Consider the following 24,682-nt stretch of genomic DNA (forward strand, 5'->3'; position numbering starts at 1 on the left):
TCAGAGATACTAGTTGCAATGCAACTAGAGGATGTGTGACTATCGAGCCATGAGAACAGCAGAACTGACCCAGGGTGCGGTCGAATCCCGCGACGGCACGTCGATCGGCTACTGGAAGGCCGGGCAGGGACCGGCGGTCGTCGTACTGCACGGCAGCATGGAGTCCGCCCGCAGCCACACGCTGCTCGCCGAGGCGCTGGCCGGCGACTTCACCGTCTACCTCCCGGATCGCCGTGGACGCGGATTGTCCGGGCCGCATCGGCCGGGCCACACCGTGCGTACCGAGGTCGAGGATCTCGAGGCGGTCCTGAACGCGGCGGGTGCGGATTGCGCTTTCGGGGTGAGCGCCGGCGGAGCCGTCGTACTCGAGGCGGCGCGGACGCTTCGGGGCCTGCAGAAGGTCGCATTGTATGAGCCTGCGATTGTTGACAATCCGACGCCGCATCGGGAGTGGCTCCTCCGCTTCGACCGAGAGGTCGCTGAGGGCAATCTCGCCGGTGCGATGGTGACGAGCATGTACGGGTTGCAGTTGGCGCCGGCGTTCTTGAAGGTGGTCCCGCGGCGGCTGATGACGCGGATCACCGAGAAGATGCTGGTCAAGGACGAGCGGCAGGCCGGCCCCGACGCCATCACGATGCGCAAGCTCGCGCCGACCATTCACTACGAAGGTGCGCTGATCGCCGAACTGGCCGGGACCTTCGAGGCCTTCCGCGATGTGTCGGCGGACGTGCTGCTGATGGGTGGCAGCAAGGGCCTCGCGGCGTTGAAGCCCTGGCGGGACACGCTGGAGAAGGTTCTTCCACACTGCCGGCGGGTCGAGTTCGACGGCCTCGACCATGGCGGGTCCAGTGACCCGGGTGGGATCAATCCAAGCGGCAGTGCTGAGGCGGTCGGTCGCGTGGCGGACGAGCTGAAGTCGTTCTTCAAGCGGTCTTGAAGGCCCAATCGACTGCGTCGGCGATGTCCGTCACGGGGTATCGCGCGGCTTTCACCACACGGTCGGCTCCGATCACCAGTACGACGCGCTTGAGTCGCTCGTACCCGCCCGCGCGGAAGGTCGGCAGCCGGAGCGCCGCGGTCAGCTCCAGCTCCAGATCGGACAGCAGGACATGTGGAATCTCCTCGGCCTTCGCGAACGCCAACTGTTCGTCGGTGCGTTGGGTGCTGACTCCGCGCACCGCGATTCCCTTGGCGACGAATTCGTCGTACCGGGCCGCGAAGAGGCGGTTCTCCAGCGTGCAGCCGTTCGCACCGGCGATCTCGCCCCAGCCTTCCGGCAGCGGAGTCGGCCGACCGGTCGCCGGGTAGCCGAACAGCACGGTCGCGCGGGCGTTCGCGTCCACCACATCCAGCGTCGTACCGCTGATGGAAGGCAGAGCGATCTCGGGGACTCGGCGGCCGACGAGTTCGTGGATCCGGTGCGTGGGCGGCTCGGCGGCGTCGTTCGTGCCGGTGAGTGAACCGTCGCCGAGGACCCAGCGGTCACCCCAGTCCTGCAGCGCAACCAGCACCGGCAGCAACGCGCGGCCGCGTGGCGTGAGGCGGTAGGCGTAGCGCGTCGGGCGGTCCTGGTACGCCGTTCGCTCGACGATCCCGCTCTCGAGCAGACCGGTGAGCCGCTCGGTCAGGACCTTGCGGGAGATGTGCAGCGAGTCGGCGAGTTGGTCGAAGCGATCGAGGCCGCGGGCCAGGTCGCGCACGATCAGCAGCTCCCAGCCGTCGCCGATCACGCCGAGGGACTGCGCGATCGCGCAGTCGGGCTCGGGGGAGAAACTGCTCCGCCGCACGTCGACCCCCAATCCGGTTGCCACCACGCTAGCTGTCCGACTAAGTTCCTGTTAGGAACTCACTCTAACTGGGGGCGGAATGTACTGGCGTCGGATCGCTGAGCTGCCGGCATGGCTCAAGGCCGTCATGCTCGGGCAACTCGTCAGCGCGGCCGGTGCGCTGGCGTGGATCTACCTGACGCTGTACCTGGTGGAGGACCGCGGCATGTCGGCGCAGGAGGCCGGGTTCGCAGCAGCGGCGTACGGCGTGGGACTGCTCGGAGGCAATCTCGGCGGTGGCTGGTTCGGCGACCGCTTCGGCCTCCGCCGGGCCGCGGTGGGCAGCCAGTTGGCCTGGTCGGTCTGCTGCTTGGCCATGCCTATCGTGCCTGGCGGGCTGCTGATCGTGGTCGGGATGCTGGCCGGTCTCTTCGGTGGGGCTGGGCGGCCCAACATGAGTGCGCTGGTCGCGACTGCTCTTCCAGCTGAGCGCCGGCGGGAGGGGATCGCGTTGTCGCGGACCGCGAGCAACGCCGGGTTCACCATCGGGCCTCCGCTGGGCGGACTGCTGGCGGCGTACAACTTCTCGCTGGTGTTCGTGATCGACGCCGTCACCAGTCTGGTGCTGGCGGCCGTCATCTGGCGGTGGGTGCCGCAGGCGTCGCGTGCTGGTTCGGCTGTTGCTCGTGGACTTTGGCGGGTCCTGCTTCGGGATCGGCAGGTGCTGATTCTGCTGGTGTCGATCGTTGCCATCGACACCGTGTACCGGCAGCTGTTCGCCACCATGCCGCTCCTGCTCCGGGACGCTGGTACGCCGGCAGTTGCCTATGGACTGCTGATCGGCCTGAGCTCTGCCGTCATCGTGTGCTGCGAGGCGCCGCTCGCCGTACGGCTTCGTGAGCACCGATCGACTCGGGTGATCGCTGTCGGCTTCGCGCTTGTGGGTCTGGGGCTGGCAGTGCTGGGCGTCTGGCCGGCGCTGGTCGGAGCGACGGTTGCGATGGTGGTCATCACAGCGGGGGAGATGCTCTACAAGCCGACTGCCACGGCTCACGTCGCCGATGCGGCTCCGGAGGGCATGGTCGGGCGCTACTCCAGCCTGTACGCCGCCGCGTCCATCAGTGGCATGTTCTTGGCGCCCGCCCTCGGTGGTGCGGCCTATCAGCACGCTCCCGACCTGCTCTACACGGTTGCGGCTGCCATTGCCTTCGGTGCGGCCGTCGTACTGCTGCTCACTCGGGCAACGGCGCGGGACGCCCTTCCCATCGGGTCGACAGCACCACAGTCGTCCGGGTCCTGACCACGCCGTTCACCCGGCGCAGCGTGCCGACGACTGCCTCGAGGTGGGTGACGTCGGCGACGCGGACCTTCACCACCAACTCCTGATCTCCGGCGACGAACCAGCAGTCCTCGACCGCCTCGATCTCCCGGACCTGGTCGACGATGTCGTCGGTCTCCACGTCGTCGCGCTGGAACAGCCCGATCAGCGCGCTCGTCCCGAGCCCGACGTGCTCGGGGGCGACCACCGCGCGGTAACCGAGCAGTACGCCGCGTTCCTCCAGCCGCCGGACCCGTTCCTGCACGCTCGGGCCGGACAGACCGACCACGCGGCCCAGCTCGGCCCAACTGGACCGGCCGTTCAGGCGGAGTGCCTCGATCAGCTGCCGATCGATCGCGTCCATGGCGCGAACCTCCCGTTCACCACAGATTCGTAGGCATATCACTCGATCTGCCTTTAATTCGTTTGTGTGAGCGTAACTCACGCCGTACGATGTGAAGTGTCGAGGCCAGCCCGCCACGATCCCGCCGTACAACCAGTGAAGGAATCATGATCACCCCCGAAGTTGCCCGTGCCCACATCGACGAGCGCCAGCGTGCCGCCGCGCAGGCCCGGCGTGCGCACGCCGTACCGTCCCAGTGGCGCCGGCTGCTGACCCGTCACATCCGCCACAGCTGACGTCCTCCGTGCGACCGGCCGGCCGATGAGGCCACCGGTCGCGCTCGTACGTCCGGGCACGAGATAGGCTCTGGGGCATGCAATCGCACATTCTGCCGCTGCTGGCGACCGTCGAAGAGGCCGGCTCCGAGGCCAAGCACATCTCGGAGTGGTGGTTCGGCGGGTTCGCCCTGTTCGTACTGGTCCTGCTGCTCCTCGTCACCGTCATCATGGGCAAGGGCCGGCCGCACTCCTGAGCGGCTGAGAACTGGCTGATATGGCTTCCGTCGAGCGGGTCCGTCGCTTGGGCGTGATGGGCGGCACGTTCGACCCGATCCATCATGGCCACTTGGTCGCGGCCAGCGAGGTACAGGCGTACTTCGACCTGGACGAGGTGATCTTCGTCCCGACCGGCCAGCCGTGGCAGAAGACCGACCGGGCGGTCTCCCCGGCCGAGGACCGGTATCTGATGACGGTCATCGCGACCGCGTCGAACCCGCGGTTCTCGGTCAGCCGGGTCGACATCGACCGGCCGGGGCCGACGTACACGATCGACACCCTGCGCGACCTGTCGGCGCTGTACCCGGACGCGGAGTTGTTCTTCATCACCGGCGCCGACGCGCTCGCCCAGATCCTCACCTGGCGCGACGTGGATGAGATGTTCAAGCTGGCGCAGTTCGTCGGCTGCACCCGGCCCGGGACCGAAGGCCTCGAGCTACCGCTGGACAAGCTACCGATGGATCGGATCACACTGCTCGAGGTGCCGGCGCTGGCGATCTCCTCGACCGAATGCCGGGCCCGGGTCGCCAAGGGCAACCCGACCTGGTACCTGGTGCCGGACGGCATCGTCCAGTACATCGCCAAGCGCGAGCTCTACACCAACCGTTAGAAGGAACCTATGCCAGCAAGCGATCGTGCCATCGAGCTGCTCACCGCGGCCGCCGAGGCCGCCCATGACAAGAAGGCCGAGAACGTCCTCGCCTTCGACGTGTCGGAGCAACTCGCCATCACCGACGCGTTCCTCGTCGCCTCGGCCTCCAACGACCGCCAGGTCCGAGCCATCGTCGACGCGGTCGAGGAGAAGCTGCGGGTCGACTTCGACGCCAAGCCGGTCCGCCGCGAAGGCGCTCGGGAAGGCCGCTGGGTGCTGCTCGACTACCTCGAGATCGTCATCCACGTTCAGCACGACGAGGAGCGCAGCTTCTACTCCCTCGAGCGCCTCTGGCGCGACTGCCCCGCCATCCCGCTGCCCTCTCCGATCCCTTCGGCTGAATGAGCGCGGGGCGACTGATCGTCTGGCGCCACGGCCGGACCGAGTGGAACCTGCAGGACAAAATGCAAGGCCAGGCCGACATCCCTCTCGATGAGGTCGGCATCGAACAGGCCCGCGCGGCAGCCGCACGGCTCGCCTCCCTCGCACCGACGCGCCTCTTCGCCAGCGACCTCCAGCGCGCCGCCGCCACCGCCGGCGAACTGGCAGCGCTCACCGGCCTCAAAATCGAGTACGACGACGCCCTCCGCGAGATCCACGTCGACGACTGGGCCGGCAAGACCTCGGCCGAAATCGCCGCCACCCAACCCGAGGCCCTCGCCCGCGTCCGCGCCGGCCAAACCCAGCGCCGCGGCACCGCCGGCGAAACCGCCGAAGAAGTCGCCGACCGCATCTCCGCTGCCCTGACCCGGATCTCTGTCGAAGGCACCTCGGAAGACACCGTCGTCATCACCACCCATGGCTTCGCCGCCCGCGTCGGCATCTGCCAGTTCCTCGGGATCCCGCAGGCGCACTGGTCGGCGTTCGGAGGGCTCGCCAACTGCAACTGGATCTCGCTGCTGCCGAGCCGCAACAACGGCTGGCGCATCGAGGAATGGAACGCCGGCTCCCTCCCCGAACCAGTAATGAGCGACGACCCCCAACGCTAGGTTTGGGGAAAGAAGCAAAGGACACCGCTGCGCGGCGGCAGTCTTGTTGGCCGCCTTCGGCGGCGCCGCAGACCGCTGTCCGTCGGGCTGTCCTCGGCGGGTGAACTCGGGTGCGGTCGAGCCGATCGGACACCGCTTCGCGGCGGCTGTCTGTTGACCGCCTTCGGCGGCGCGCAAGTCGTTCTCGGCGTACCCGCACCCGGCGGACGGACCGCCGGGATCGCGGAAAGGACACCGCTACGCGGCGGCTGGCTTATCGGCCGCCTCCGGCGGCGCCGCAGACCGCCCTCCGACGCGCTGCATTCGGCCAGTGAATCCGTGACGGGCCAGTCGGACACCGCTATTCGGCGGTGCTCTTCTCAGCGGCCTCCGATGGTCCGACAGCGCGCCTCGGCGTACTGCTCTCGGGCCAGCTAACACGGGCTGACTTCGGCGCATGAACTGGCTAACGTGAGTCAGAGTTCAGGCTCCGCCCGGCGGCGACTTGAAGCGGTTGAGCCGCCGCTTGCGAGCCGAATCCGCCTGTGTACAGCCTGCTTCCGGGGTGCCTCCGAGCGAGGGGTATCCGATTTTTCTTTGGCACCCGGTATCCGCTAAACTTCCGGAGTCGCAAGACACCGCGGGGCTTTGGCGCAGTTGGTAGCGCGCTTCCATGGCATGGAAGAGGTCAGGGGTTCGAATCCCCTAAGCTCCACCGCAGGTCAGAGGCCGGTTTCCTAGTCGGGAGACCGGCCTCTTGCATGACCCGGGAGGCAAAACGGGAGGCTAAGTCTCCGAGAGCAGCAGATCGGGGAAGATCTCGTCCATCTTCTTCGCCCCCGTTCGGAGCACCGGCCGCAACTCGTGTCGGTAGACCTTCTCCGTCACGACCGTGCTGGCGTGTCCTGCTAGCGCGGCGATGTCCTCGATGGATACGCCCTGGCTTGACAGCAGGGACACGAAGCTGTGTCGCAGCTCTCGGGGAGTCCAGTCCTCAGCGGCCAGCCCGGCCGCCTTCGCCACCTTCCGGAAGGCTCGCCGTACGTCCGGCCAGCCCCCCGTCTCTGTAGCCGCTCCAGGAACCGATCAGGATCAGCGGTTCTTAAACGGGTTCAGGGAGGCACGCCAAGATGATGGCAGCCTTTCGAAGGCGTTGGTGGGTCTTGAGCCATCTCGGTAGGCATGAGCCTCCGGGTAGACCGGAGGGTCCAGGAACATCCTGACATCGGCATGAGCGGGTGGGGACCGCGGCACGAGGGGATGTTCAGATCTCGATCGGCCGGTAGGCCAGCGCGATGTCCACGACTTCGTGGGGCGTCAAGTCGTGGTCGAAGCCCTCATGGTTCGGCCAGAAGATCAGGTTCGACACGCGCGGATGGAGCACCTGGGCCACCAGCTCTCTAAGCGCGGTGTCCTGCTCTTCGTCCGTGCCGTCACCCGACATCAGGTACGTCACGAGACGCACCAGTTCCTCGCGCTCAACCTCGGACGACATGGCGACAGCATGCCTGCTGCGGGCGCAGCTGTCATCGGCATGAGCGGGCTTCACTCTTCGCGGCATGAGCGTGCAAGGTGCAGGTTCATCTGCTCATGGCCGCCGCAAGCAGTGGCCCTGCGTACTCCTCAACGAGAGGCATCCATTCCAGCGAGTCCAACGTCCGATCAAGGAGGCGTACTGCAGTCCAGTACTCGATCGTGCTGTCAGTGGACCGCAGCAATCGCTCAATCCAGGCGAAGACATCGCGCAGCGCCGCCGGGTCGCCAATGGCGTGGCGCATCACCTCGTGGCGGAACACCCAGTCGACTCGCCCCGCGGGATCTATGCCGTCGTCGGCCTCAAGAGCGGCGGCTGCCTGCGGAAAGGTCCTTAGGAACTCCGTTTGGATGTTGTCGCTTGTGAGGAGCACGCGCACACGCTAGCTCAGGGCCCTGGTCGACTTCAGCTGCCATGGGGCTTGCCCAGCGGGATCTCGGCTGCTCAGTCGTCCGAATCCAGGCCGGCCAACTTGAGTGCCTTGCGCCATTCTCGGCTTGAGGGATCTGGCCCGATGCTGGCGTAGAGCGCGCGCCGAGCCTCCCGCTTGTCGAAGTAGATCTTGTCGTCCACTCGCCACGCCGTCAGCGGTTCCTCGGTGGAGCCGTGGGGAACCTCGACGAGGAAATAGTCCATGCCGAGCCGAGACGCGATGTCCAGTGGACTCGGCTTGGTGTGTCTCGTCGCCAACTCCCTGGCGCACGCTCGATGGTCACGGTCGGCTGGAATGACATCGGCGGCCGGGAAAAGCTTGCCCGCGGAGCGAACATAGAAGACCGGCGACTCGCTACCGTCTTGCATGACCGCGAACAGTCGTACGTCGGAGATTTCGCGTCGGCTCACGGTTCGCCCCATCGCTGCGATGGCACTCTTCTCGAGAAGTCTACGGCCCAGACCTCCGAGGCGCCCGCCCTTCGACATCACCACGCCTTACTATCCGCGGCAGATCCGTGCGTTCAGCCCTGGCCCCGCGCGCCCGACTCGGCAAGGGCGTCGCGTCTGCGCTGCTCGTCCTTCGCCCGCCTTTCGGAACGATCAGGCATCGTTACGTGGTCGACCTCGGCGTCTACATCGAAGGCAGGATAGAAACGGCCAGGGCAGGACGTACCAACTCAAGGCGCGCACCGTGACTGAGTAGCCACCAGAGCACGTCCTCCGGGGGCCTCCTCCAACGCCTCATTCACGGCGAACAGTGTTGCAGCAGTGATCGCAATCAAGGCACGAACATCGGCATGACCGTGCGGAACAACGCGGCATGGTCGAGTGCCGGACGGGAATGCCTGGGGCCGGTGCGGGCACAGGAAAGGAAGCAGCGCGTCAGGGGTCGTATGCGCGGGGAAGAACGTGGCCCGTGGTGCGCGATCCGACCCGAAGGAGCAACGATGAGCCCCGACCCGACCCAGCCCGTCAAAAAGGCGACGAAGGCCACCACCAAACCGGCCAGTCAGGCGGCGAGCACGGTCAAGCCCAGTCGGCTGACGAAACGTCTGGCCAAGCTGCTGCCCCTGAGTTTGCGCACGAGGATCCGACTGCTCTTGGCACGGCTGTGGGCCAAACTGAAGACGTGGCGCCTGCGCCGGCGCGCACGCAACGTCTAGGGAACCCGGGCCGCCTGCTGCTGGGCGTTGTGGAACGCGACACGCACTCCGCTCGGCTGTGCTCGCCAGCATGGCGCGCCCGCACGACGGCATAACCGCGCCCTACTATCTGCGGCAGATAAGTGCGATTGAGGGGACGGCGACGGGTCCTGGTGGACTATTAGTGCGTGAACCGACTTGTAGACCGGTGGCCGAAGTTGTCCATCGAGTTGCGTGACGCACTGACCGCGGAGGACGAGGCCGGCCTCGCGAGGTCCGTCGACTCCCTTGAGGTTGTGCAGCCGTGCGGATGTGGCGATGACTTCTGCCAAAGCTTCTACACCGCCGATCCACCCGACGGTGCTTATGGCCCTGGCCACCGCAACGCCCTTCTCGACCCGCCTTGGACCGGAATGCTGATCCTCGACGTCGTCGACGATGAGATCGTCTACGTGGAAGTCCTCGACCGGCCACCACTTGACTGACGCCTCCGTCTCGACAGCGGCAGATCTGGGCGTGTGCGCCGGGCGGGTTCCGCTCCACGCCGTCGCCGCGGTGTCAGCCACACTGCCAGGTGAACAGAGCGTCCTGTGGCTGTTGGGCGTTCTGGACGAGGTAGTACAGCTGACCCACATCGCCCCACATCATGCCGGCGTCGTCGTCCGAGGCCACCTGCAGCAACAGTTGCCACTCGGACGCGGCCGAGTGCACGCTCGGGTCGCTCCACTCGAACGGTTCGCCGACGAGTCCGCGCCGCAACTGTTCGACTTCCATCTCGACTGAATTCTGCTGGGGGCAGGGATGGCCCCCGATCTGATGGGTGTCGTAACCGCCGCCCGGTAGTTTCCACAGATCCTCATACAGAGCACCCACGGCTGGCGCCGGAACGCCGGGCCTTGGACCCGTCAGCCCATGCCTGTTCCAGACGGCCTGTGCCAACGGCGTCTCGTGCGACGGCCAGGTCACCGTTCGCACTGCCGCAAGAGCGACTACCGGAAACGGGGCCAGACCGGGTGGCACCGGAGTCGCGGCGTCGGTGATGCTGGCTCGGGTGCTCAGTTCCGGGTGCAGATGAAGCACCCGAAACCCGGGGTGGCTCGAAGGGTCCCAGGATCCGACCGTGCTCTCGCAGTCGTCGTACCTGTCATCGAAGTAGAAGAAGGCCAACCGGCCGTCGGTTGGCAGCCCCAGCTCGGGCAACATCGCCGCGACCGGCGCGCAATCGAAACTGAGCACGTGGCCGAGCGGTCCATGTCCTCCCCAGACCGGCCAGGAATTGATCGGCAGCGTGGGCAGTCCGCCGAGCTGCGCCACAGCCTGCTCATTCTCGCCCGCGTGGACCAGCCGAAGGGCCGGGCGCAGCATGACAAGGAAATCGTCGGCGGCACCTGTCGACAGGTGTTCTCGCGCGAGCGCGGTCACGATGCTGCGGCGCTCGTCAGACTCGTCGCGCGTCTGGATCGGCGCCACAACCTCTGACTCATTCTCTTCGGCGGCGTACTCCTCGACCTGTCCGCCCGGATCGGCGCGAAGGGTGACAGTCGACGTCACGCCGTCGACGTCCCGAAACGTCAACGTCGCTTGCAACGAGCCGTTCGCAGTCAGGCGAATGCCGTCCGTGCGGCCACTCACGGCCTCTGTCGACCCGCTCGCGAGCGGCAACTGCCTCAGCACCTCCTCACTGTGGCGCGAGAGCCGCCGGCGCACCTCCTGCTCCAGCGCCGCACGCCGCGCCATCAGCTCGTCGTACAGGTCGGCCGGATTATTCGGGTCCACACCGTTCACCATGACAGCAACCTAACCTCCTCGGCTGTCACGGACCCGATCTTCCCGCAGCATCCGAATGCGCGCACATCGGCAGTTCCGCGCTTCACCATCAGCGGCACGAGCGGACGTCTCCAAGTTAGGCGTGTCGCCTCCGGCGATCGTCAGCGGGCGCCTCGAACCAAGATGACTCGGTCGGGCTCCCCAAGACCTTCAGTTTGGATCCAGCCCGCGCCGTGCACGAAGCCCTTGGCGATGAGTTCGGCTTCCTGTCTCCGCGGCGCCCAGTCGCTGCGGTACATGTCGGCCAGCCGTTCACCCGTGTCCTCAAACAGATGGCACGTCGCGTACACCCTCCGTCGGTGCAGCCACTCGTACCTAACGACCGGCCGACGGACGTAAGTGTCCAGCAACTCGCATCCCCGGGCTGCGAGGTCGGTCGGGGTGCCTTCTAGAACGAATCCATCACGGGTTGGTGTAGGCGGGAACGTCCGATCGTCGACGCTGATCCGGTCTCCTCGCAGCCGATTCCCGCTGAGTTCCAAACCGACGTTGACCAGGGCAACGTCGGGCGCGTCGATGTCCAAGGCGAGCAGGAGTCTGTCGTCGTCAAACTCAACGCAATACGGGCGAAGGCGGCCGTCAACTAAGACACGCAGTGCCGCCAGGAACTTGAGTTGGAACGACGTCAGCTGTGCATCCTCGAACTCGAAGTATTCGCGGTCGTCCACGTTGCACACGATAGTTGAACGTGTCGTCCCCTCACGGTCTAGAGCGCGACCTCTCATCGGCAGATGAGCGCACTGTCTGCGGCATGAGCGGGCGCTTCCGGGTCAGGTGTGAGACTGCGGAATGAAGTCCTGGGCTGGCTAGGTTGGCGACGGTCATGAGGCGCCGCTCAGTCGTCGCCGCACCACGCGCCGCCGCAGGGTGGGCGAGGCGACCACCTCGTAACCGGCCTCGAGGAAGACCTGCACCAGCCCCACCGACGCCTCGTCCCAGATCACGGACTTCCCTGGTGCTGGCTCGATCGGGTAGCCCTCCAGGACGCGGGCGCCGACCTGCTGGCCGTACTCGACCGTGGCAGCGGCAAGCTCGTAGGTCAGCCCCGACTGGCGCCGCCCCTTGCGCACGACGAAACAGGTGACCGACCAGACGCCCTCCAGTTCGGGGTCCATCCGCATCCACGCCTGCTTCCGGCTCCACAGCCGGGGGTAGTTCTCCCGCTTCTCGACCGCCACCCAGCCGGCCGCCTCGCCGTCGACGTACCCGATCAGCCCGGACGTCGGGCCGGTGGTGCCGCAGGCGGTCTGCTCGAGCAGCGCGGCGTCTCGCTGCTCCTGGGTGGTGTCACGCCAGATCCATCCCGGCACCTTCAGGGCCTGGCAACGGCACTTGCGGGCGCCGCCCGTGGCGAACACCGCGTCGACGTCATCAGTCGTTGCGCGGTTGGCCGGGAGCCAGGTGAAGTCAGCCATACTGCGATCCTAGAACCGGACGGATACTTTGCAGCCAAACGTGCGCGGACCAAGGCGGCGCGGACCGGGCAAAGGCAAGCGGAACGCCCCCGCCGGCGGCGCGCGTCTCTGAGGGCTCGGAATCGGATGCGGCGGAGCGCCGCAACCCCACATCGGCATGATCGTGCACGCTCAGCGGCAGATCCGTGCGTTGCTCACGAGGTGACGTCCTGGCGACACTGCGGTACGTGGCCTCGCACATCGCTCAGGACGGCCACGTCGCGGCAGAAGAGCGCGGATCTTCACCAGGCGACCCGAGTGCGCTCGAAGGGGCCGATACTTCGCTCATGATCGTCACCATTCCGGGCCTAGGCGCACTGTCTGAAGATGAGTTCGATTGGCTAGCCAGTGAGCCGCTGGACGTTCAGGCGTTCGGAAACCGCTGCCGATTCATCGTCGACGGGTTCGAGCCTTCCGAGGCAGTGAGCCTCACCGCGACCGTCCAGTCGTTTTGTGCCCTTACCGCGGCCGGATTGAAGCGCGAAGCCGGCGATCATGTGTGGGCTTACTATCGCGACTTCGCAGTCCGCTACGCCGACGAGCCACGGTTTCCATCGATATCCGGCGCCGACCGGGTCTGGGGCTTCGTAACCTTCGGCGACGAGGTGTGGGTCAAGCGCGGCGGATCGCATTGGTACGTGAGCGTTGAGAACGAATGTGCCTGGGAGGCCGAACACGGGCTGGAGCTCGTGTTCAAGGACGGCTGGCAGTTGTTGAAGGTGGGGCAGGTCGACGGCCACCTGACGAACAGGGCGGCATTCGGCGATGACGCGATCCCCGAGGACGCCGTCTACTGGAGCCCGTTCTAGAAGAGCGCGTCTATCCGCACATCGGCATGATCGCGCCTCAGTATCGGCGGCAGGTGCGTGCGTTCCCCGCGTGGTGGCTGGGACGGCGGCTGTGGGCCAGGTCGCGCGCTGGGGCATCATTCGTGGCGTGACCGATGACCGGACTGGCTACAGGGCCACTTATCGACCGACTTGCTCTGGCCTGCAGGGTTGGGCAGGGGCAGATTGGTGCCAAGCGTGTCCGCTCCGGGCTGTGGAACGCCAGGATCGACGTGCCGGCCCAGCCGGCCGTAAACCAACTGTTGCGGAGATTGACGCCGGCCGAGCGAGAGGTGCTCGCACAGATGCTGGCGCAGGAGTTCGTCGGTGGCGTTCACGAGACGCTGGTCGTCTTATATGAAGCCCAGGTCGAGCCATTCCAAGACGGCTATGAGGGAACACCGTTCCACGACTTCGTCGGGCGCCTCGACGATTGGCCCTGGCCATCGGAACGATGAGCCCGGTCCTCAACGCGTTGCCCGGCCAGACCCAGCAGCCCGTTGATGGTGGCTAGGATGACCGGCACTCGGATCGCTAGGGGGTCGTTTCCGCAACGTCCTGAATTCGGCAGATCCGAGCGATGCGGGTCAGGCGCATCCCTACAGTGGAGGGGTGGATCGTCTTGCCAGCAGTGGTGCCCGCGCCGCTTTGCGACTGTGGGACGACTTCCCGGTGGATGCCGAACCCCGGCCCATCGTTCTGACAGCTCCGGCGAGGGCACCACGGGTCTGGCTGACGTGAACCTCCCAGGCGGGCAGATTTCGCAGGCCGCGGTCGGTGTGGAACGCGGCGGTGACGCGCGAGACTGCGAGCACCTGGACGGTGTGGCCGCGGTAGTCGCCGAGGTCCCTCGCCCCAAGCGCCCTCAGTACCTCGGGTGTGATGCCGCTGCCTGGCGCAATCGCTCCGTCCTGGAACGCGACCTTGGCCTCGTCCGAGATGAACGCGTCTGGGCCGGTAATGGGCGAATCGGGTCGCGGACACGTGTCGCGGGTCTACTGGCGGATCACATTCTGAGTGACTAACTCAGTGACCACGGGTGGCGGGCGGCCGGATATCTAGGGCCGTTGACGGGCGGTCGCCGGGCGCGCAGCCTTGACCCTCCAGGGCCACGTGTGAATGGCATGGACTTGGCTGGTCTTGCGCCCGACCAACTTTGAGATCTGTTCGATGCTGACACCCTTGGCACTGAGCAACGACACGAAGCCGTGCCGCAGCTGCCGAGGCGTCCAGTCCGCAGCGCTCAAGCCCGGTGTCAGATCGTCCGCCCTGTCGGGGGAATGATCGGGCGTTGTGAAGGGCTCAGAGAGATCACAGGCCGAGCGTCACTGGTGTGCGTGGGATGTCACCGGCGATCAGGGCCGCCAGCGGTGTGGCGATGTCTCGGGGTGAGAACAGGTCGGTTCCGCCATACTCGGCGATGTCTCCGTGCCGCCACCATCGCATCCCGCTGATGTGCTCGGCGGCGAGGTCGTCATCGGACAGCGCGCCGCGGGGATCAAAGCGCGTGGTGCGGACGAGGAAGTAGTCGTTGACCAGCCCGTCGTAGCCGTCCGCACGGCTCGGAGCGGCGACCTCCTGATGCCAGACGTGAGGCGGGTCGGCGTCAATGACAAGCCCCGTCTCCTCGTGCAGCTCCCGGCGCAGTGCCGCCAACGGCAGTTCATTGGGCTCGATGCCGCCGCCGGGGGCCGCCCATACGCCTGCTGCGCCCGTCGGTACAGCTGGATGCGGGAAGCTGAAGCGGCACAGCAGGACGCTGTCATCATCGGCCAGGATGACCGCCCGGACAGCACGTCTGAGCCTCGTCGTGGCAGGCGACTTGTTGATCGACACATCATCAGAGGGCCAGTCGCCGGCCCGCAAGCCTGTCATAGGCAGGGGACGACCGGATGTACTGGCAGATCACATCGTGAGTGACTGGCCGAGTGACAACGGGTGGCATGCGGTCGGACATCCATGGACGTTGACGGACGGTCGCCGGACGCGCAGCCGTGAGCCTCCAGGGGGCCAGTCCACCGCTGCCGGCTGATCGGTCCCTGGCAATATGAACGGCTACCGGTGCCAGAGGTGTGACCGGCCCCCTGACCGGCCGACTGATGACCCGCTGCTCTGGTGTCATACCAGCTCAGCGGCCTTGGCGGCTCGGATCGCGTGACCTGAGGAGTTGATGGTGGGATGACGGCAGAGCGAGCGATGCCCACACAGGACGACGTGCTCGGGTACTTCGACACGCTGTCGAACTGGGGGCGGTGGGGTGACGATGACGAGCTCGGCACTCTGAACCACATCACCGACGACGTCCGGCTGGCGGCAGCGCGGGCCGTGCGCCACGGCAGGAGTGTTTCGTGCGGATGGGAGGTCGCCGTACCAGAAGAGATGGAGCGGTCCACGACGACGTGCCCGTGCGCCGCCGAGATGCCGGGCGCCGAGCACATGCCGGCTGCATTCCACAACGACCGGCGCTGGGGCTTTTCGAACGAGCGGCTCGGAATCATGTTCCACGGCAACACGATCACCCACGTCGATTCGCCGTGCCACATCTTCTGGGACGGCGCGATGTACAACGGACGGTCGCATTCCCTGGTCGCCGCCGCGAAGGGATCGGCGTGGGCGGCCGTCACGGCGGCGGCGAACGGGATCATCACGCGGGGTGTCCTGCTGGACGTTGCAAGGGTCCGCGATGTGCCGTGGCTGGAACCGGGTGAGGGTGTGTTTCCCGAGGATCTCGAGGAGGCCGAGCGCCGCCAGGGTGTGCAGGTGCGCCCCGGCGACGCAGTACTCCTGCGGACTGGCTATGGCCGCGCTCGGCACGAAGCCGGTGCGGCCGGCGGTATCACGCAGGCCGGCTGGCACGCGTCCTGCCTGCCGTGGCTGCACGAAAGGGAGGTCGCGCTGATCGGCGCTGACACCCCACAGGACGTTCAGCCGTCGGGGTACGACGACGTACTGATGCCGGTTCACGCCGTCAGCCTCGTTGCGATGGGTCTGTGGCTGCTCGACAACTGCGACCTGGAGGTGTGCGCGACGACGGCTGCCGAGCTCGGCCAGTGGGACTTCCACCTCGCAGTCGCACCGGTCCGCTTCGCCGGTACGTCGGGCAGCCCGGTCAACCCAATCGCCACCTTCTGACCCACCGCGGCCCCCGGCTTCGACATCCGGTTACCATTCCCAGCTGGTCTTTGCGCGGCTATGTCTGTTGCCCGGTGCAAGAATGTTGGCATGTCACGGGATCGGGCGGGTGGCGGGCGGGTGCTCGTCGAGGTTGGTGAGTACTCCGACGAGGCTTCGGTCATGATTGCGGCGACTCAGCTAGGTTCGGCCTACTCGGAGCGGCGCAAGCGCCAGATCGTCGACGAGTGGGTTGAGTTCTTCAGGTCGGGGCCGACTCCAATCCGGTCGCTGCGCTTCACGACTCGGACACCTAAGCGGCTCTTCGACGCGTTGCCCGATCAGCACCAGTTGACGTCGCTCGCGGTCAAGTGGGGCGACTACGACGACCTCTCCATCTCAGCAACATGTCTCAGCTGCACACCCTGCGCCTCGGCGGGGCCTCCAGGATCCGGAACGTAGCTCAGCTTGCAGGTCTTCAGCGCGTGGAATCCCTTCTGGTTGAGGGGCTACGGGGTCTCGTCGATGCCAGTCCTGTCGGGAAATGCGAGCGGTCAAAGACTTGGAGCTCGGCGGAGACTGGGTGGTTCACGGAACGTCCGCCTGGAGTCGGTCGCGTTCCTCTCCCAGCTGCCCCAACTCGAGCGTCTCGTACTCCACACCTTGATCGCCGACGACCTGGACTACAGGCCGCTGCTGTCACTTTCGAACCTGAAGAAGGTGCGCGTGATGGCAGCCCGAGGGATGACACCGACCCATGACGAACTTAAGCGCCGCCTGCCGTGGGACGGCTGACTACGCCGTGAGGCGGTCCGCTTCGGCCAGCAGCAGATCGCCGAAGGGCTGAAAGCCAATACTGCAGGCATAGACGCCGCTGACGACTCGGTGGATGGTTCCCCATTCCCAGATGGCGGTGGCATCCACGCCCGTGCGAGAAGCCAGCAGCTCGGTCCGCGCCCAGAGGTCATCGCCGAGATCCGGGTTGCAACGCACGATGGTGCCGAGATCGCAGGCCGGTTCTGCCCGCAGCCCGGCTGGATCGATGAGCTTGTAGCTGCCGTCACTCGCCTGCAGGGCGTTCATCTCGTGGACATCACCGTGGACCAGAACCGCGGACCGATCGTCGTGGGCAAGGCGACGACGATTCATGCAATCCAGCGCGTCCGCCACGGTGGCCGGCGTACACGGTCGCCCCGCCTGCTCCCAGAGTTTCGGCAGCCGATCGGCGTACTGCTCAGCCAACTTCGCGCCGGTGGGAAGGTCAACGTCGGGACCGATCGGACGCCACAGGCGAACCGCCACATCGCACAGCAAGTCGTGGCGGCTTGCAGGGTCGGCCACGACGTCGTACATCGGAGCTCCGAGGCGCTCCAGCAGAAGGGCTTGTCGACCCACGTCTTCGTTCAACAGCTTGGCGCATCCCCCTCCGTTCGCCAGGCGGAACACCGTGGCCTCCGGCCCGACGTCCCGACCTGGCACACCGATCTTGAGGACCGCCGGAGTTCCGTCAACCAGCGTCACCTCGACGACCAGGGCGGCGTGACCGCCCGCGAAGCTGGGCCCGATCATCAGAGACCACTCCTGGGCCAGCGAGTCCACCACGCCCGGCAGCTCGTCCAGCCAGGATTCGTTCCCGTCGGCTATGACCGTTCTGCGGACCTGGTCAGGAATGTCGAGGCTCACACCGGCAGCCTAGAGCGAGCGAACCCGCCAGTCGCGATCTTTAACCGCCACGGCCACCACCGCAGCGGACCGAACGCGTAGCCTCGCAAGCTGGACGGCCGACGTGATATTCGCTCACCGAAGCTCAGCGGACAGGGTCGCCGGGGAGGAGGGCTCGCCACCAGGGGGTGTGGAACCATCGGTCGGTGCGGGCCGACTGCTCGTCGACGGTGGCGATCTTGGCGGGCGGGGCGTAGTCGAAGACAAAAGCCTTGTGCCGGATCCCGAGCATGGTCCGCCGGCTCAGAATGTCGACGATGTCGCCGCCCGTCCATCTGCCACCGCGCATGTGCGCGTCGATCCTCGCGCCCGCACAGCACATCCGGTGACCGAGTGGTTCGAGCTGACGCCGCAGTTCAACAAACGCTGTCCACAGGCCCTGGCCGGCTCCGGTCCACTTCGTCCCGTCGGGAGTTGTCAGGACCAGCGTCCAGTGTGAGTCCGGCGTCGCGGTCTCCTCCAGGGAGCACACGTGCTCGACGCCGTCGATTAAGCAGGTGACCGACTCCACCTCGTGATGATCGATCTGGTCGTTCATCCTCTGAATCCTAGGTTGGATATGGGATCTCCGAGCCGGCGCGCGGCGGGCTCAGCCGGTCACCCCGACGCCGATGACGAAGGCGCCGATCAGGATCATCATCGTGGCACCGACCGTGCTGGAGTGAGCGGCGATCCACCCCTTCGCGGAGAGGAGGCGAGGCTCCATCCGCCGCGGAAACAGGATCGTCGCGACGATGGGAACACTTACGGTGCAGGTGGCCATCGCTGTGTAGATGACCACCAGACCGAGGTTGTCGTAGAACCCCAAGTCCACCCCGACGATTGCCAGGCCCGCGGCCGCCGCCAGGAGGATCGCCTTCGGACGAAGGTTCAGCGCCAGGCCGATGCCGAACACGGGCAGGATGCCGACCGTGCCGAGGCTGTCCAGCCAGCGCGGTCCACGTCCGCTCCCTGCGCGGGACCGACGCGCTAGGGTCACCACGCCCAGCAGCACCAGGGCACTGCCGATCACCACCTCCAACTTCCCGACGAGGGCCTCATGTTCGCGAGGTCGTCCGGGAAGCGCATGGCCTGCCACAGCCGCCAATGCGACGGTGGCGAAGGTGCCGATCACCGTGCCGGCCAGGAAGCTCAGGCCGGAGCGGCCGCGGCTCTCCGACAGCAGGATGAAGATGGTGGCGGTGATGGGGACGCTGCTCAGCGCCGCCGCGAGGGCCAGCGGTATCAGCGTCAGCAGCGCCTGCCCCATCGCATCTCCGATCTCGACCCGCGACGAGGCTTCCCGGACTGGCATCCCCGGCCGTCCCGTCACCCGCAGTATCCCGCACCCGAAACGCAACGCCCCAGTGGAGAAGCCCCAGCCAGCAAGTCGGCAGCTCCCGCTGCCCCGCAGCCCATCAGCGACCACCACGTTCCCGCAGCCGTCGAACAAGACGGTCGCCGCCACCCAGGTGAAGTTCAGGACCCCTCCATGATGTGTTCATGGATCGGGTGCTCCAGCAACTACCGGCGGCCTTCTGGACCGTCCCGTACGTCGGCAGCCGCTTTCCGGGGTCCCGCGCAGTGACCGATCGTCCCGGCCTCGCGCTGGGTGCGAACTGCCAACTGTTCGCCTACGAGGTTCTTCGGTACTTCGATCTGGCTCCGCCTACTCTGCGGTCAAGTGAACTATGGACCGATACGAAGACGACAGCCCGCGTATCGGTCGCCCAGCCGCTTGACCTGCTGCTATTCAACGCCACCAACGATGCCTACGGCGCCCACGTAGGGGTCTGTGTGGACGACGGACGAGTGCTGCACCTCTGTGCAGAGACAGGACACCCGGCCGTCTGGAAGATGACAGGATTCGCGTCACGAGAGCGCTACCGGGTCTTGATCGGCATCAAGCGCGTGATCGCTACCCAGCCTCCCGGAAACCAGAACTAGCAGGCAGAAGCGCGCCGCGTCACGTGATCGCCATAGTTCATCGATCCCAGCTCAATACCCGCCCGTGAGCCCACGTGGCGCGCCCCGCTCGGATCGGTTAACGGCGCACCCGATGGCGCAGGTGAAGCACCCGGTTGCCCTGAATCACCACGTCAGGATCCTCCAACAGGTGCTGCGCGTGGACCGACCCGAAGTAGCGCTTGCCGGACCCGAACACGACGGGTACGACGTCCATGCGCACCTCGTCGATCAGGCCCGCGGCAAGTACCTGGCCACCGACGTCGCCGGCGGCGACCTCGACCATGCGGTCACCCGCAAGCTCCTGCGCCTTGGCCATGGCTGCCTCGACGCCGTCGACGAAGTGAAACGGCGCCTCGGGGTCCCAGCCCTCGGGCTGCGGCCGGTGCGTCACGACGACCACATTGTCGATCCCGGCCGGAGGCTTCCCATCCCAACCGTCCGTCAGGTCGAAGACGTGGCGACCGGCGACCGTCACCCCGATCTGGTCCCAGTACGCCCGGGTGTAGTCGTAGGACACCTGCGACACCTTCAACGCGCCGCTCTCGTCCAACGGGACGTCACCGCTGGTCAACCAGTCGAACAGCGGTCCGGGCTGATCGTTCTCGTCCGCGATGAAGCCGTCCACCGACACCGAGCTGTACATGACCACCGTGCCCACGGGGCGCTCCTCTGCTTGGGGTGCCCCAAAATTAGCGTGTCGTGAGCTGTCGCTCTTGTAAGAAATCAATCGGCCGGCAGCGGCCAGCCGTCGAACACGTGGCCGGGATGTTCGCGCAGAAACCGCCGCCGAACTTCGACGTACCGGGTCGGCGTGAGCCCGGTGAACGCCCGGAACTCATGGCCGAAGTGGGCCTGGTCGAAGTAGCCTGCGCGACCCGCGAGTTCGCCCCAGTCGATCGGTCCGGCAGGGTCGATCGCGAACGCGGTGGCGGTGAAGCGGTAGGTGCGGGCCAGCCGCTTCGGCGTGACGCCGATGAGCTCCTTGAACCGCTGTGCCAGATGGGTAGTGCTGACACCGGCCGCCGCGCTCAGGTCGCCGATCGCCACCGCCCCGCTGGTCGCCGCGATGACGCCGCTCGTGTGGCGGACCAGCCCCAGGCCGGAAGTCTCGGACAGCCGTCGCATCAGCTCCTCCTCGAGCAGCGTCAGCATTTCGTACGGTCCGTCCGCCGTGGCCAGCCGGTCTCGCAGCTCAGCAATAGCAGGCCGGCCCCAGACCTGCTCGATCGTCACCGGCCGGTCACACAGCTCGGCCGCGGGCATCGGCACGAACGGCGCCAGCCCCCACGGCTTGAGGTGCGCGCCGACGGACCGGGTCCGGAGTGGGTAGCCGAACTCGAACGCGCGGGTGGGCATGGTGACCACGCAGCCGTCGGCGTACTCGGCCGTCTCGTTGTCGGTGCCGCCGCGGATGCGGAACGGCGCCCCGAGGTTGACGATGAGCAAGGCCGACGGCGACGGCGGCAGCGTCAGCCGGGCGTACGGCGGCGCGCCCTCCAGGTAGTAGAGGTCGTCAATCAGGCCGTCCAGCGGTGGCCGCGGCACTCTGGACACGTACTCCACCCCCACAGCATCGCCGACACCCCGCCCGCATCGCGACCTTGGATGGTCCAGCCGCACTGCCGCCAGGATCGAGCTGGCGCCGATCCCGGACGAGCGCCCGCCCGCAGCCGCGGTCACCCTGATTGCTTGCGCCGAGGCGAAGGCGAGCACGCACCTCACCTGCGGTTCAGCGCATCTGCAGTAGCTGGCAGCGAGGTGGGGACCGCGCCAGTCGCTCGACCCACCCGCAGCACCTGACCGGTGGACATACCGGAGCTGCTCGAACCGCTGCATGTCGGGCGGGCCGTCGACCGGGCGCCCGGTTCGGGAGCACGCCTGGAGGGGGCGACGGCAAGGATTTCCCGCGCGCTGTCGATTCTCAGGGTGCCTGCTCGACGTACCGGTAGAGAATCGAGCCGGCGCCGGGAGACACGATGAAGCTCATAGTGCAGTGCAGATGTTCGTGACACTCGATGGAGCCGTGCAGTCGCCTGGCAAACCCGGTGAGGCGGCGGCGTCGCGAGCTACCGGCCGACTGGAATCCCGAGCTACGGCTCCTTCTGATAACCATCCGGGCGGAGAGAGCCGCACGGAAGGAGAGGAAAACCATGTCGGAAACCCCCAGTCCTGACTTTCTCGCGTTGCAGGTGCGCGACCTCCAGCGTTCGGCCGACTTCTATGAAGGGCATCTCGGGCTCGAACGTGAGCCCGGCGCGCCGCCTGGCGTGATCGTGTTCAGGTCGGCCACGATCCCGTTCGCGATCCGGGAACCGTTGCCCGGCACAGACCTCGACGCGGGACCGGTAGGGGTTGGCATCGCGGTGTCGCTGCGGGTCAGCGACGCGCAGCTACTGCACGACAATCTCGAAGGGGCCGGCGTCACGATTCTGATGAACCCGTTCGACACTCCGTTCGGCCGCACGTTCATGTTCCAGGACCCCGACGGGTACGCCCTGGCGGTCCATGGTGCGCTGCCGTCCTGAGGGTTCGGCGCACGAATCCCTGCGCCGCCGGGGGATTCCATGGGGACTTGAGGCCCCGGACGATTTGCGTCCGGGGCCCCTTGCGTAGCGACCCCGCCTACTGGCCGTCCCAGGACGCAAGAGTGACCAGCAAGCGAGCCATCACCACTGCGACCACGACTACAACCGCCGAGCGACGCTTGCGTCTTGTTCTTTGAATTGTCCTACTCTGACCTTCCACGGTGTCTTGGCGCTCGCGCGGGTGAGCGTGACGAACAGGGCGTGCTGCTGCGGCGCGCAGGGGTGACGGCGATGGTGCGATCAGCGCGAGCGGCGGTATCCGGTGGTGCGCCGTCTTTGGTGGCGTCGACAGCAGTGCTGGTGGTGTAGGCCCGGTGCTGGATCCAGGCGTTTCATTCCGCTCCGGGTGCGGCGACTTGACCGAGCTCAAGCAGTCGCGCGAACCGCCCAACCGGCTGAGCAGAAGCGAGCTGCTCGATGGTCAGTTGGTGTTCTCCGAGCTGATTCGGTGAAGTAGCTCCTCGCGTTGTGAGATGCGCGTGGCGGCTGGTAGGCGCCACATGGTGTAGGCGGCGGCCATGAGTTGTGCGGCCCGGCCAGGTGGCACGCGGCCGTATCCCGTACCGAAACCAGGCGCCGCGATTCTCGTGACCGTGTTGGCTGCCGGGTGACGATCGACGGCCAACAGGGCGGCCCAGAAAGCGTCGTGTACGGCGATGTCCAGCTCGCCTGACAGCGGCATCGGCACGCGCATGGTCGGTGCGTAGACAAGCCACCGACAGGGCTCGCCGCCAGACGGAACCACGCTCGCTGCCCCCACTGGTTGGTAGCCGTGATAGTCGTCAGCCACCGCTGCCCAGACCGACCGCTGAACGTTGGGCCAGTACCTGGCGAGTGCTCGATCGACACCGCCGTCCATTTGCCCGTAGCTGTTTCCTGCCGTCAGTACGGCGTCGACTTCCGGCAGCACGTCCAGCAACGATCCTTGCTGAACCTCGATCAGGCCCTCGCCGATCTGCTCGGCGAAGACCCCGCACCAGGCTGAGACGAGATCAGCATCGAGGTCGACAAGGAGCAGGTTAGGCGGCGTCACGCCGCCGCCCCGTGGGAGGAGACCAATGATGTGCCAGGACTCGGGTCAGGGTGCCGGCATGTTCTGCCGGCTTCGGTGCGTACTGCATGGATCATGTGCCGACGTTACGACACGAGTCCGCTAAGCCCTACCGCAGATCGGAGCCGGTTCCCACTCGGGAGAGTTCATCGGTCCCAGCCCCCAGTCCTGATGGTGGTAGTAGAGCGTCATCGCCTCGAAGTGGCTCGCGGCCTCGACTGTCCAGACCAATCGTGCGGAGGGTGAAAGCGTGCCTCGCGCATCGTCGCCGTGCGGACCGGCCAAGCAAAAGAGGAAAAGACCTTCGTCTTCGGGGTCGTCCCAGAGCTCATGAAGCACAGGTCAGTTCTCCTGGATTGCGACGGCGTGGAAGCCGCTGCAGGAGGCGAAGAAGTCCATGCCAGCCCTCGGTGTTGTTGGCAATCATCCGGGGCAACCCTCCTGGAACACGCGATTCGACCTCTGCCGCATTCCGGCCGGGACCATACTCGTGGCGATGATAGTGCGTGCAGCACGGAGGCGCCTGACCTTAAATGCCTGAAATGTCACCAGAAATCCGGGCAGGATCGTCGGATGACCACTCTGGACCGACTCGCGCGACATTCCGCATTCTCCGATCCGGGCCGGCATGGTCGGTTGCTCCGTGAGCTGTCCGGGATCGAGGAGATCTGCAGGGCCGTGAACAATCTCGTCCTCCACTATCGCGCCGAAGCGCACCTGCTCCGCGATGACCGTCGCGGCGAGATCAACTCGCGCTGGGTCCAAACCATCCTGGACCTCGATCAGGCGCGGCATTCCGGCCCGCTACTGGATCCGAGGCCGCCTGGCGACCGGGTAGCGGGATGCTGTCGTGATGATGCCCTGCTCGCGGTCGCTGCTCTTCGCGAGCAGGAGACCCCGGCGCGGACCCGGGTGGGTTTCACTGGGTACTTCGCTCCGGACTTCCGGGGTGATCACGTCGTCGCCGAATGGTGGAACGGTGCGCGGTGGCAGCGGTTCGATCCGGAGCTGGAGCCGGGGAGCCGTTCCTTCGACGTACGCGATCTGCCGACCGGTGAGGGAGCGCTGTTCGAGACCGCCGCGGAGGTCTGGACGGGCTATCGTTCCGGCCGCCTCGATCCCGCAGGCTATGGCGTGGCTCCGGGGTCGGAGCTGTCTGGTCCGGGATTCATCCGGACGTACGTCGTCATGGAAGTCCTGCACCGGTACGGCCATGAGGCACTCCTGTGGGACGAGGTCGGCACTGGGATCACAGATTCCGATGCCGACGAGGTCGCCCGGCTACTGCTGGCCGCCGATGCCGGAGATCTGGCGGCCGAAGACCACCTGGTGCAGCGGTTTCGGAGCGATCCGAAGCTCCGACCGGGGACAAGCGTCACCCAACTCTCGCCGTACGGCGACCCACCGGTGACGATCCAGCTCACGCCGCGCCCCGGCCGTGAATAG

At 66.6% G+C, this 24,682-nt stretch carries 31 protein-coding genes, 1 tRNA gene and 1 pseudogene; 17 read left to right on the forward strand and 16 right to left on the reverse strand.

All coding sequences use genetic code 11. The annotated features are described in order from the left end of the window. The first annotated feature begins 49 nt into the window (after positions 1–49). The gene (locus E0H73_RS00380) at positions 50–937 is read left to right on the forward strand and encodes an alpha/beta hydrolase (protein WP_165555441.1); all 888 of its coding nucleotides are present in this window, start codon (positions 50–52) and stop codon (positions 935–937) included. Here E0H73_RS00380 and E0H73_RS00385 read toward each other — a convergent pair. Further along, a complete protein-coding gene (locus tag E0H73_RS00385) occupies positions 924–1,787 on the reverse strand; it encodes a winged helix-turn-helix transcriptional regulator (protein WP_131349806.1) in 864 nt (287 codons plus the stop codon). The genes E0H73_RS00380 and E0H73_RS00385 overlap by 14 nt on opposite strands. 79 nt (positions 1,788–1,866) lie before the next feature. On the opposite strand from E0H73_RS00385, the gene E0H73_RS00390 reads away from it, so the two are divergent. Then, positions 1,867–3,066, forward strand: coding sequence for an MFS transporter (locus E0H73_RS00390; RefSeq protein WP_131349808.1), 1,200 nt, complete (start codon positions 1,867–1,869; stop codon positions 3,064–3,066). On the opposite strand, the gene E0H73_RS00395 is transcribed toward E0H73_RS00390, so the two are convergent. Further along, positions 2,999–3,448, reverse strand: a complete 450-nt coding sequence (locus tag E0H73_RS00395; protein WP_131349810.1) for an Lrp/AsnC family transcriptional regulator — start codon at positions 3,446–3,448, stop codon at positions 2,999–3,001. The two genes, E0H73_RS00390 and E0H73_RS00395, sit on opposite strands and share 68 nt — an antisense overlap. Positions 3,449–3,594: 146 nt before the next feature. Here E0H73_RS00395 and E0H73_RS47855 point away from each other — a divergent pair, with 146 nt between their 5' ends. The 6 genes from E0H73_RS47855 (at position 3,595) to E0H73_RS00415 (ending at position 6,316) form a co-directional block, all read left to right on the forward strand. Then, positions 3,595–3,723 (forward strand): hypothetical protein, encoded by a 129-nt coding sequence (locus tag E0H73_RS47855; RefSeq protein ID WP_272949102.1) that lies wholly within the window; start codon positions 3,595–3,597, stop codon positions 3,721–3,723. A gap of 77 nt (positions 3,724–3,800) precedes the next feature. Then, complete coding sequence (locus E0H73_RS45675; RefSeq protein WP_165555442.1) at positions 3,801–3,959, forward strand: hypothetical protein; 159 nt, start codon at positions 3,801–3,803, stop codon at positions 3,957–3,959. Positions 3,960–3,979: 20 nt separating this feature from the next. Then, positions 3,980–4,591, forward strand: coding sequence for a nicotinate-nucleotide adenylyltransferase (gene nadD / locus E0H73_RS00400; RefSeq protein WP_131349812.1), 612 nt, complete (start codon positions 3,980–3,982; stop codon positions 4,589–4,591). A 9-nt stretch (positions 4,592–4,600) separates the two neighbouring features. Continuing rightward, entirely contained in the window at positions 4,601–4,978 is a 378-nt protein-coding gene (gene rsfS / locus E0H73_RS00405) for a ribosome silencing factor (RefSeq protein ID WP_131349814.1), read from the forward strand. Next, a complete protein-coding gene (locus E0H73_RS00410) occupies positions 4,975–5,622 on the forward strand; it encodes a histidine phosphatase family protein (RefSeq protein WP_131349816.1) in 648 nt (215 codons plus the stop codon). The genes rsfS and E0H73_RS00410 overlap by 4 nt, the downstream gene beginning before the upstream one ends. 621 nt (positions 5,623–6,243) lie before the next feature. Continuing rightward, positions 6,244–6,316 (forward strand) — tRNA-Ala (locus tag E0H73_RS00415). A gap of 71 nt (positions 6,317–6,387) precedes the next feature. Here the strand turns inward: E0H73_RS00415 and E0H73_RS00420 are convergent. From E0H73_RS00420 to E0H73_RS00435, 4 genes and pseudogenes are all read right to left on the reverse strand, one after another. After that, positions 6,388–6,636, reverse strand: a pseudogene (locus tag E0H73_RS00420) (tyrosine-type recombinase/integrase); the annotation flags it as partial. Between the two features lie 229 nt (positions 6,637–6,865). Further along, positions 6,866–7,096, reverse strand: coding sequence for a bacteriocin immunity protein (locus E0H73_RS00425; protein ID WP_131349820.1), 231 nt, complete (start codon positions 7,094–7,096; stop codon positions 6,866–6,868). 85 nt (positions 7,097–7,181) lie between these two features. Continuing rightward, the gene (locus tag E0H73_RS00430) at positions 7,182–7,508 is read right to left on the reverse strand and encodes a hypothetical protein (RefSeq protein ID WP_131349822.1); all 327 of its coding nucleotides are present in this window, start codon (positions 7,506–7,508) and stop codon (positions 7,182–7,184) included. Positions 7,509–7,579: 71 nt separating this feature from the next. Next, the gene (locus E0H73_RS00435) at positions 7,580–7,978 is read right to left on the reverse strand and encodes a hypothetical protein (RefSeq protein WP_131349824.1); all 399 of its coding nucleotides are present in this window, start codon (positions 7,976–7,978) and stop codon (positions 7,580–7,582) included. 539 nt (positions 7,979–8,517) lie between these two features. Here E0H73_RS00435 and E0H73_RS00440 point away from each other — a divergent pair. Together E0H73_RS00440 and E0H73_RS00445 are read left to right on the forward strand one after the other, a co-directional pair. Beyond that, the gene (locus E0H73_RS00440; RefSeq protein WP_131349826.1) at positions 8,518–8,733 is read left to right on the forward strand and encodes a hypothetical protein; all 216 of its coding nucleotides are present in this window, start codon (positions 8,518–8,520) and stop codon (positions 8,731–8,733) included. A gap of 167 nt (positions 8,734–8,900) precedes the next feature. Then, positions 8,901–9,197, forward strand: a complete 297-nt coding sequence (locus E0H73_RS00445) for a hypothetical protein (protein ID WP_131349828.1) — start codon at positions 8,901–8,903, stop codon at positions 9,195–9,197. Between the two features lie 73 nt (positions 9,198–9,270). Here the strand turns inward: E0H73_RS00445 and E0H73_RS00450 are convergent, their stop codons facing one another. The 3 genes from E0H73_RS00450 to E0H73_RS00460 all read right to left on the reverse strand — a co-directional run bounded on the left by E0H73_RS00450 (position 9,271) and on the right by E0H73_RS00460 (position 11,954). Further along, positions 9,271–10,500, reverse strand: coding sequence for a YwqG family protein (locus E0H73_RS00450; protein ID WP_131349830.1), 1,230 nt, complete (start codon positions 10,498–10,500; stop codon positions 9,271–9,273). A gap of 140 nt (positions 10,501–10,640) precedes the next feature. Beyond that, positions 10,641–11,207, reverse strand: coding sequence for a hypothetical protein (locus E0H73_RS00455; protein ID WP_131349832.1), 567 nt, complete (start codon positions 11,205–11,207; stop codon positions 10,641–10,643). Positions 11,208–11,360: 153 nt separating this feature from the next. After that, on the reverse strand, positions 11,361–11,954 hold the full coding sequence (locus tag E0H73_RS00460) for a GNAT family N-acetyltransferase (protein ID WP_131349834.1): 594 nt from the start codon (positions 11,952–11,954) through the stop codon (positions 11,361–11,363). A gap of 227 nt (positions 11,955–12,181) precedes the next feature. On the opposite strand from E0H73_RS00460, the gene E0H73_RS00465 reads away from it, so the two are divergent. Together E0H73_RS00465 and E0H73_RS00470 are read left to right on the forward strand one after the other, a co-directional pair. After that, a complete protein-coding gene (locus tag E0H73_RS00465) occupies positions 12,182–12,802 on the forward strand; it encodes a DUF6985 domain-containing protein (RefSeq protein WP_131349836.1) in 621 nt (206 codons plus the stop codon). Positions 12,803–12,936: 134 nt separating this feature from the next. Further along, on the forward strand, positions 12,937–13,278 hold the full coding sequence (locus E0H73_RS00470) for a DUF6547 family protein (RefSeq protein WP_131349838.1): 342 nt from the start codon (positions 12,937–12,939) through the stop codon (positions 13,276–13,278). Positions 13,279–14,131: 853 nt separating this feature from the next. Here E0H73_RS00470 and E0H73_RS00485 read toward each other — a convergent pair. Next, the gene (locus tag E0H73_RS00485; protein WP_131349842.1) at positions 14,132–14,695 is read right to left on the reverse strand and encodes an NUDIX domain-containing protein; all 564 of its coding nucleotides are present in this window, start codon (positions 14,693–14,695) and stop codon (positions 14,132–14,134) included. A 303-nt stretch (positions 14,696–14,998) separates the two neighbouring features. On the opposite strand from E0H73_RS00485, the gene E0H73_RS00490 reads away from it, so the two are divergent. Next, positions 14,999–15,952, forward strand: a complete 954-nt coding sequence (locus E0H73_RS00490) for a cyclase family protein (RefSeq protein ID WP_202867147.1) — start codon at positions 14,999–15,001, stop codon at positions 15,950–15,952. A gap of 642 nt (positions 15,953–16,594) precedes the next feature. Continuing rightward, positions 16,595–16,726: a hypothetical protein gene (locus tag E0H73_RS47860; RefSeq protein ID WP_272949103.1), complete on the forward strand. Its 132-nt coding sequence runs from the start codon at positions 16,595–16,597 to the stop codon at positions 16,724–16,726. Here the strand turns inward: E0H73_RS47860 and E0H73_RS00495 are convergent, their stop codons facing one another. The 3 genes from E0H73_RS00495 to E0H73_RS00505 form a co-directional block, all read right to left on the reverse strand. After that, a complete protein-coding gene (locus E0H73_RS00495; RefSeq protein WP_238163728.1) occupies positions 16,727–17,533 on the reverse strand; it encodes an aminoglycoside phosphotransferase family protein in 807 nt (268 codons plus the stop codon). Positions 17,534–17,738: 205 nt separating this feature from the next. After that, positions 17,739–18,191 (reverse strand): hypothetical protein, encoded by a 453-nt coding sequence (locus tag E0H73_RS00500; RefSeq protein ID WP_131349846.1) that lies wholly within the window; start codon positions 18,189–18,191, stop codon positions 17,739–17,741. Between the two features lie 51 nt (positions 18,192–18,242). Then, positions 18,243–18,947, reverse strand: coding sequence for a GAP family protein (locus tag E0H73_RS00505; protein ID WP_131349848.1), 705 nt, complete (start codon positions 18,945–18,947; stop codon positions 18,243–18,245). 188 nt (positions 18,948–19,135) lie between these two features. On the opposite strand from E0H73_RS00505, the gene E0H73_RS00510 reads away from it, so the two are divergent. Next, positions 19,136–19,579, forward strand: a complete 444-nt coding sequence (locus E0H73_RS00510; RefSeq protein WP_131349850.1) for an NlpC/P60 family protein — start codon at positions 19,136–19,138, stop codon at positions 19,577–19,579. Between the two features lie 97 nt (positions 19,580–19,676). Here E0H73_RS00510 and E0H73_RS00515 read toward each other — a convergent pair whose 3' ends face one another. Together E0H73_RS00515 and E0H73_RS00520 are read right to left on the reverse strand one after the other, a co-directional pair. Then, complete coding sequence (locus E0H73_RS00515) at positions 19,677–20,258, reverse strand: dihydrofolate reductase family protein (RefSeq protein ID WP_131349852.1); 582 nt, start codon at positions 20,256–20,258, stop codon at positions 19,677–19,679. Between the two features lie 65 nt (positions 20,259–20,323). Next, complete coding sequence (locus E0H73_RS00520) at positions 20,324–21,154, reverse strand: helix-turn-helix domain-containing protein (RefSeq protein WP_238163729.1); 831 nt, start codon at positions 21,152–21,154, stop codon at positions 20,324–20,326. Positions 21,155–21,750: 596 nt separating this feature from the next. Between E0H73_RS00520 and E0H73_RS00525 the strand changes: the two genes are divergently transcribed. After that, entirely contained in the window at positions 21,751–22,125 is a 375-nt protein-coding gene (locus tag E0H73_RS00525; protein ID WP_131349854.1) for a VOC family protein, read from the forward strand. Positions 22,126–22,606: 481 nt separating this feature from the next. On the opposite strand, the gene E0H73_RS00530 is transcribed toward E0H73_RS00525, so the two are convergent. Continuing rightward, the gene (locus tag E0H73_RS00530) at positions 22,607–23,218 is read right to left on the reverse strand and encodes a macro domain-containing protein (protein WP_131349856.1); all 612 of its coding nucleotides are present in this window, start codon (positions 23,216–23,218) and stop codon (positions 22,607–22,609) included. 591 nt (positions 23,219–23,809) lie between these two features. On the opposite strand from E0H73_RS00530, the gene E0H73_RS00540 reads away from it, so the two are divergent. Then, positions 23,810–24,682, forward strand: coding sequence for a transglutaminase-like domain-containing protein (locus tag E0H73_RS00540; protein WP_131349860.1), 873 nt, complete (start codon positions 23,810–23,812; stop codon positions 24,680–24,682).

The sequence above is a fragment of the Kribbella pittospori genome (assembly GCF_004331465.1).
GTDB lineage: Bacteria > Actinomycetota > Actinomycetes > Propionibacteriales > Kribbellaceae > Kribbella > Kribbella pittospori.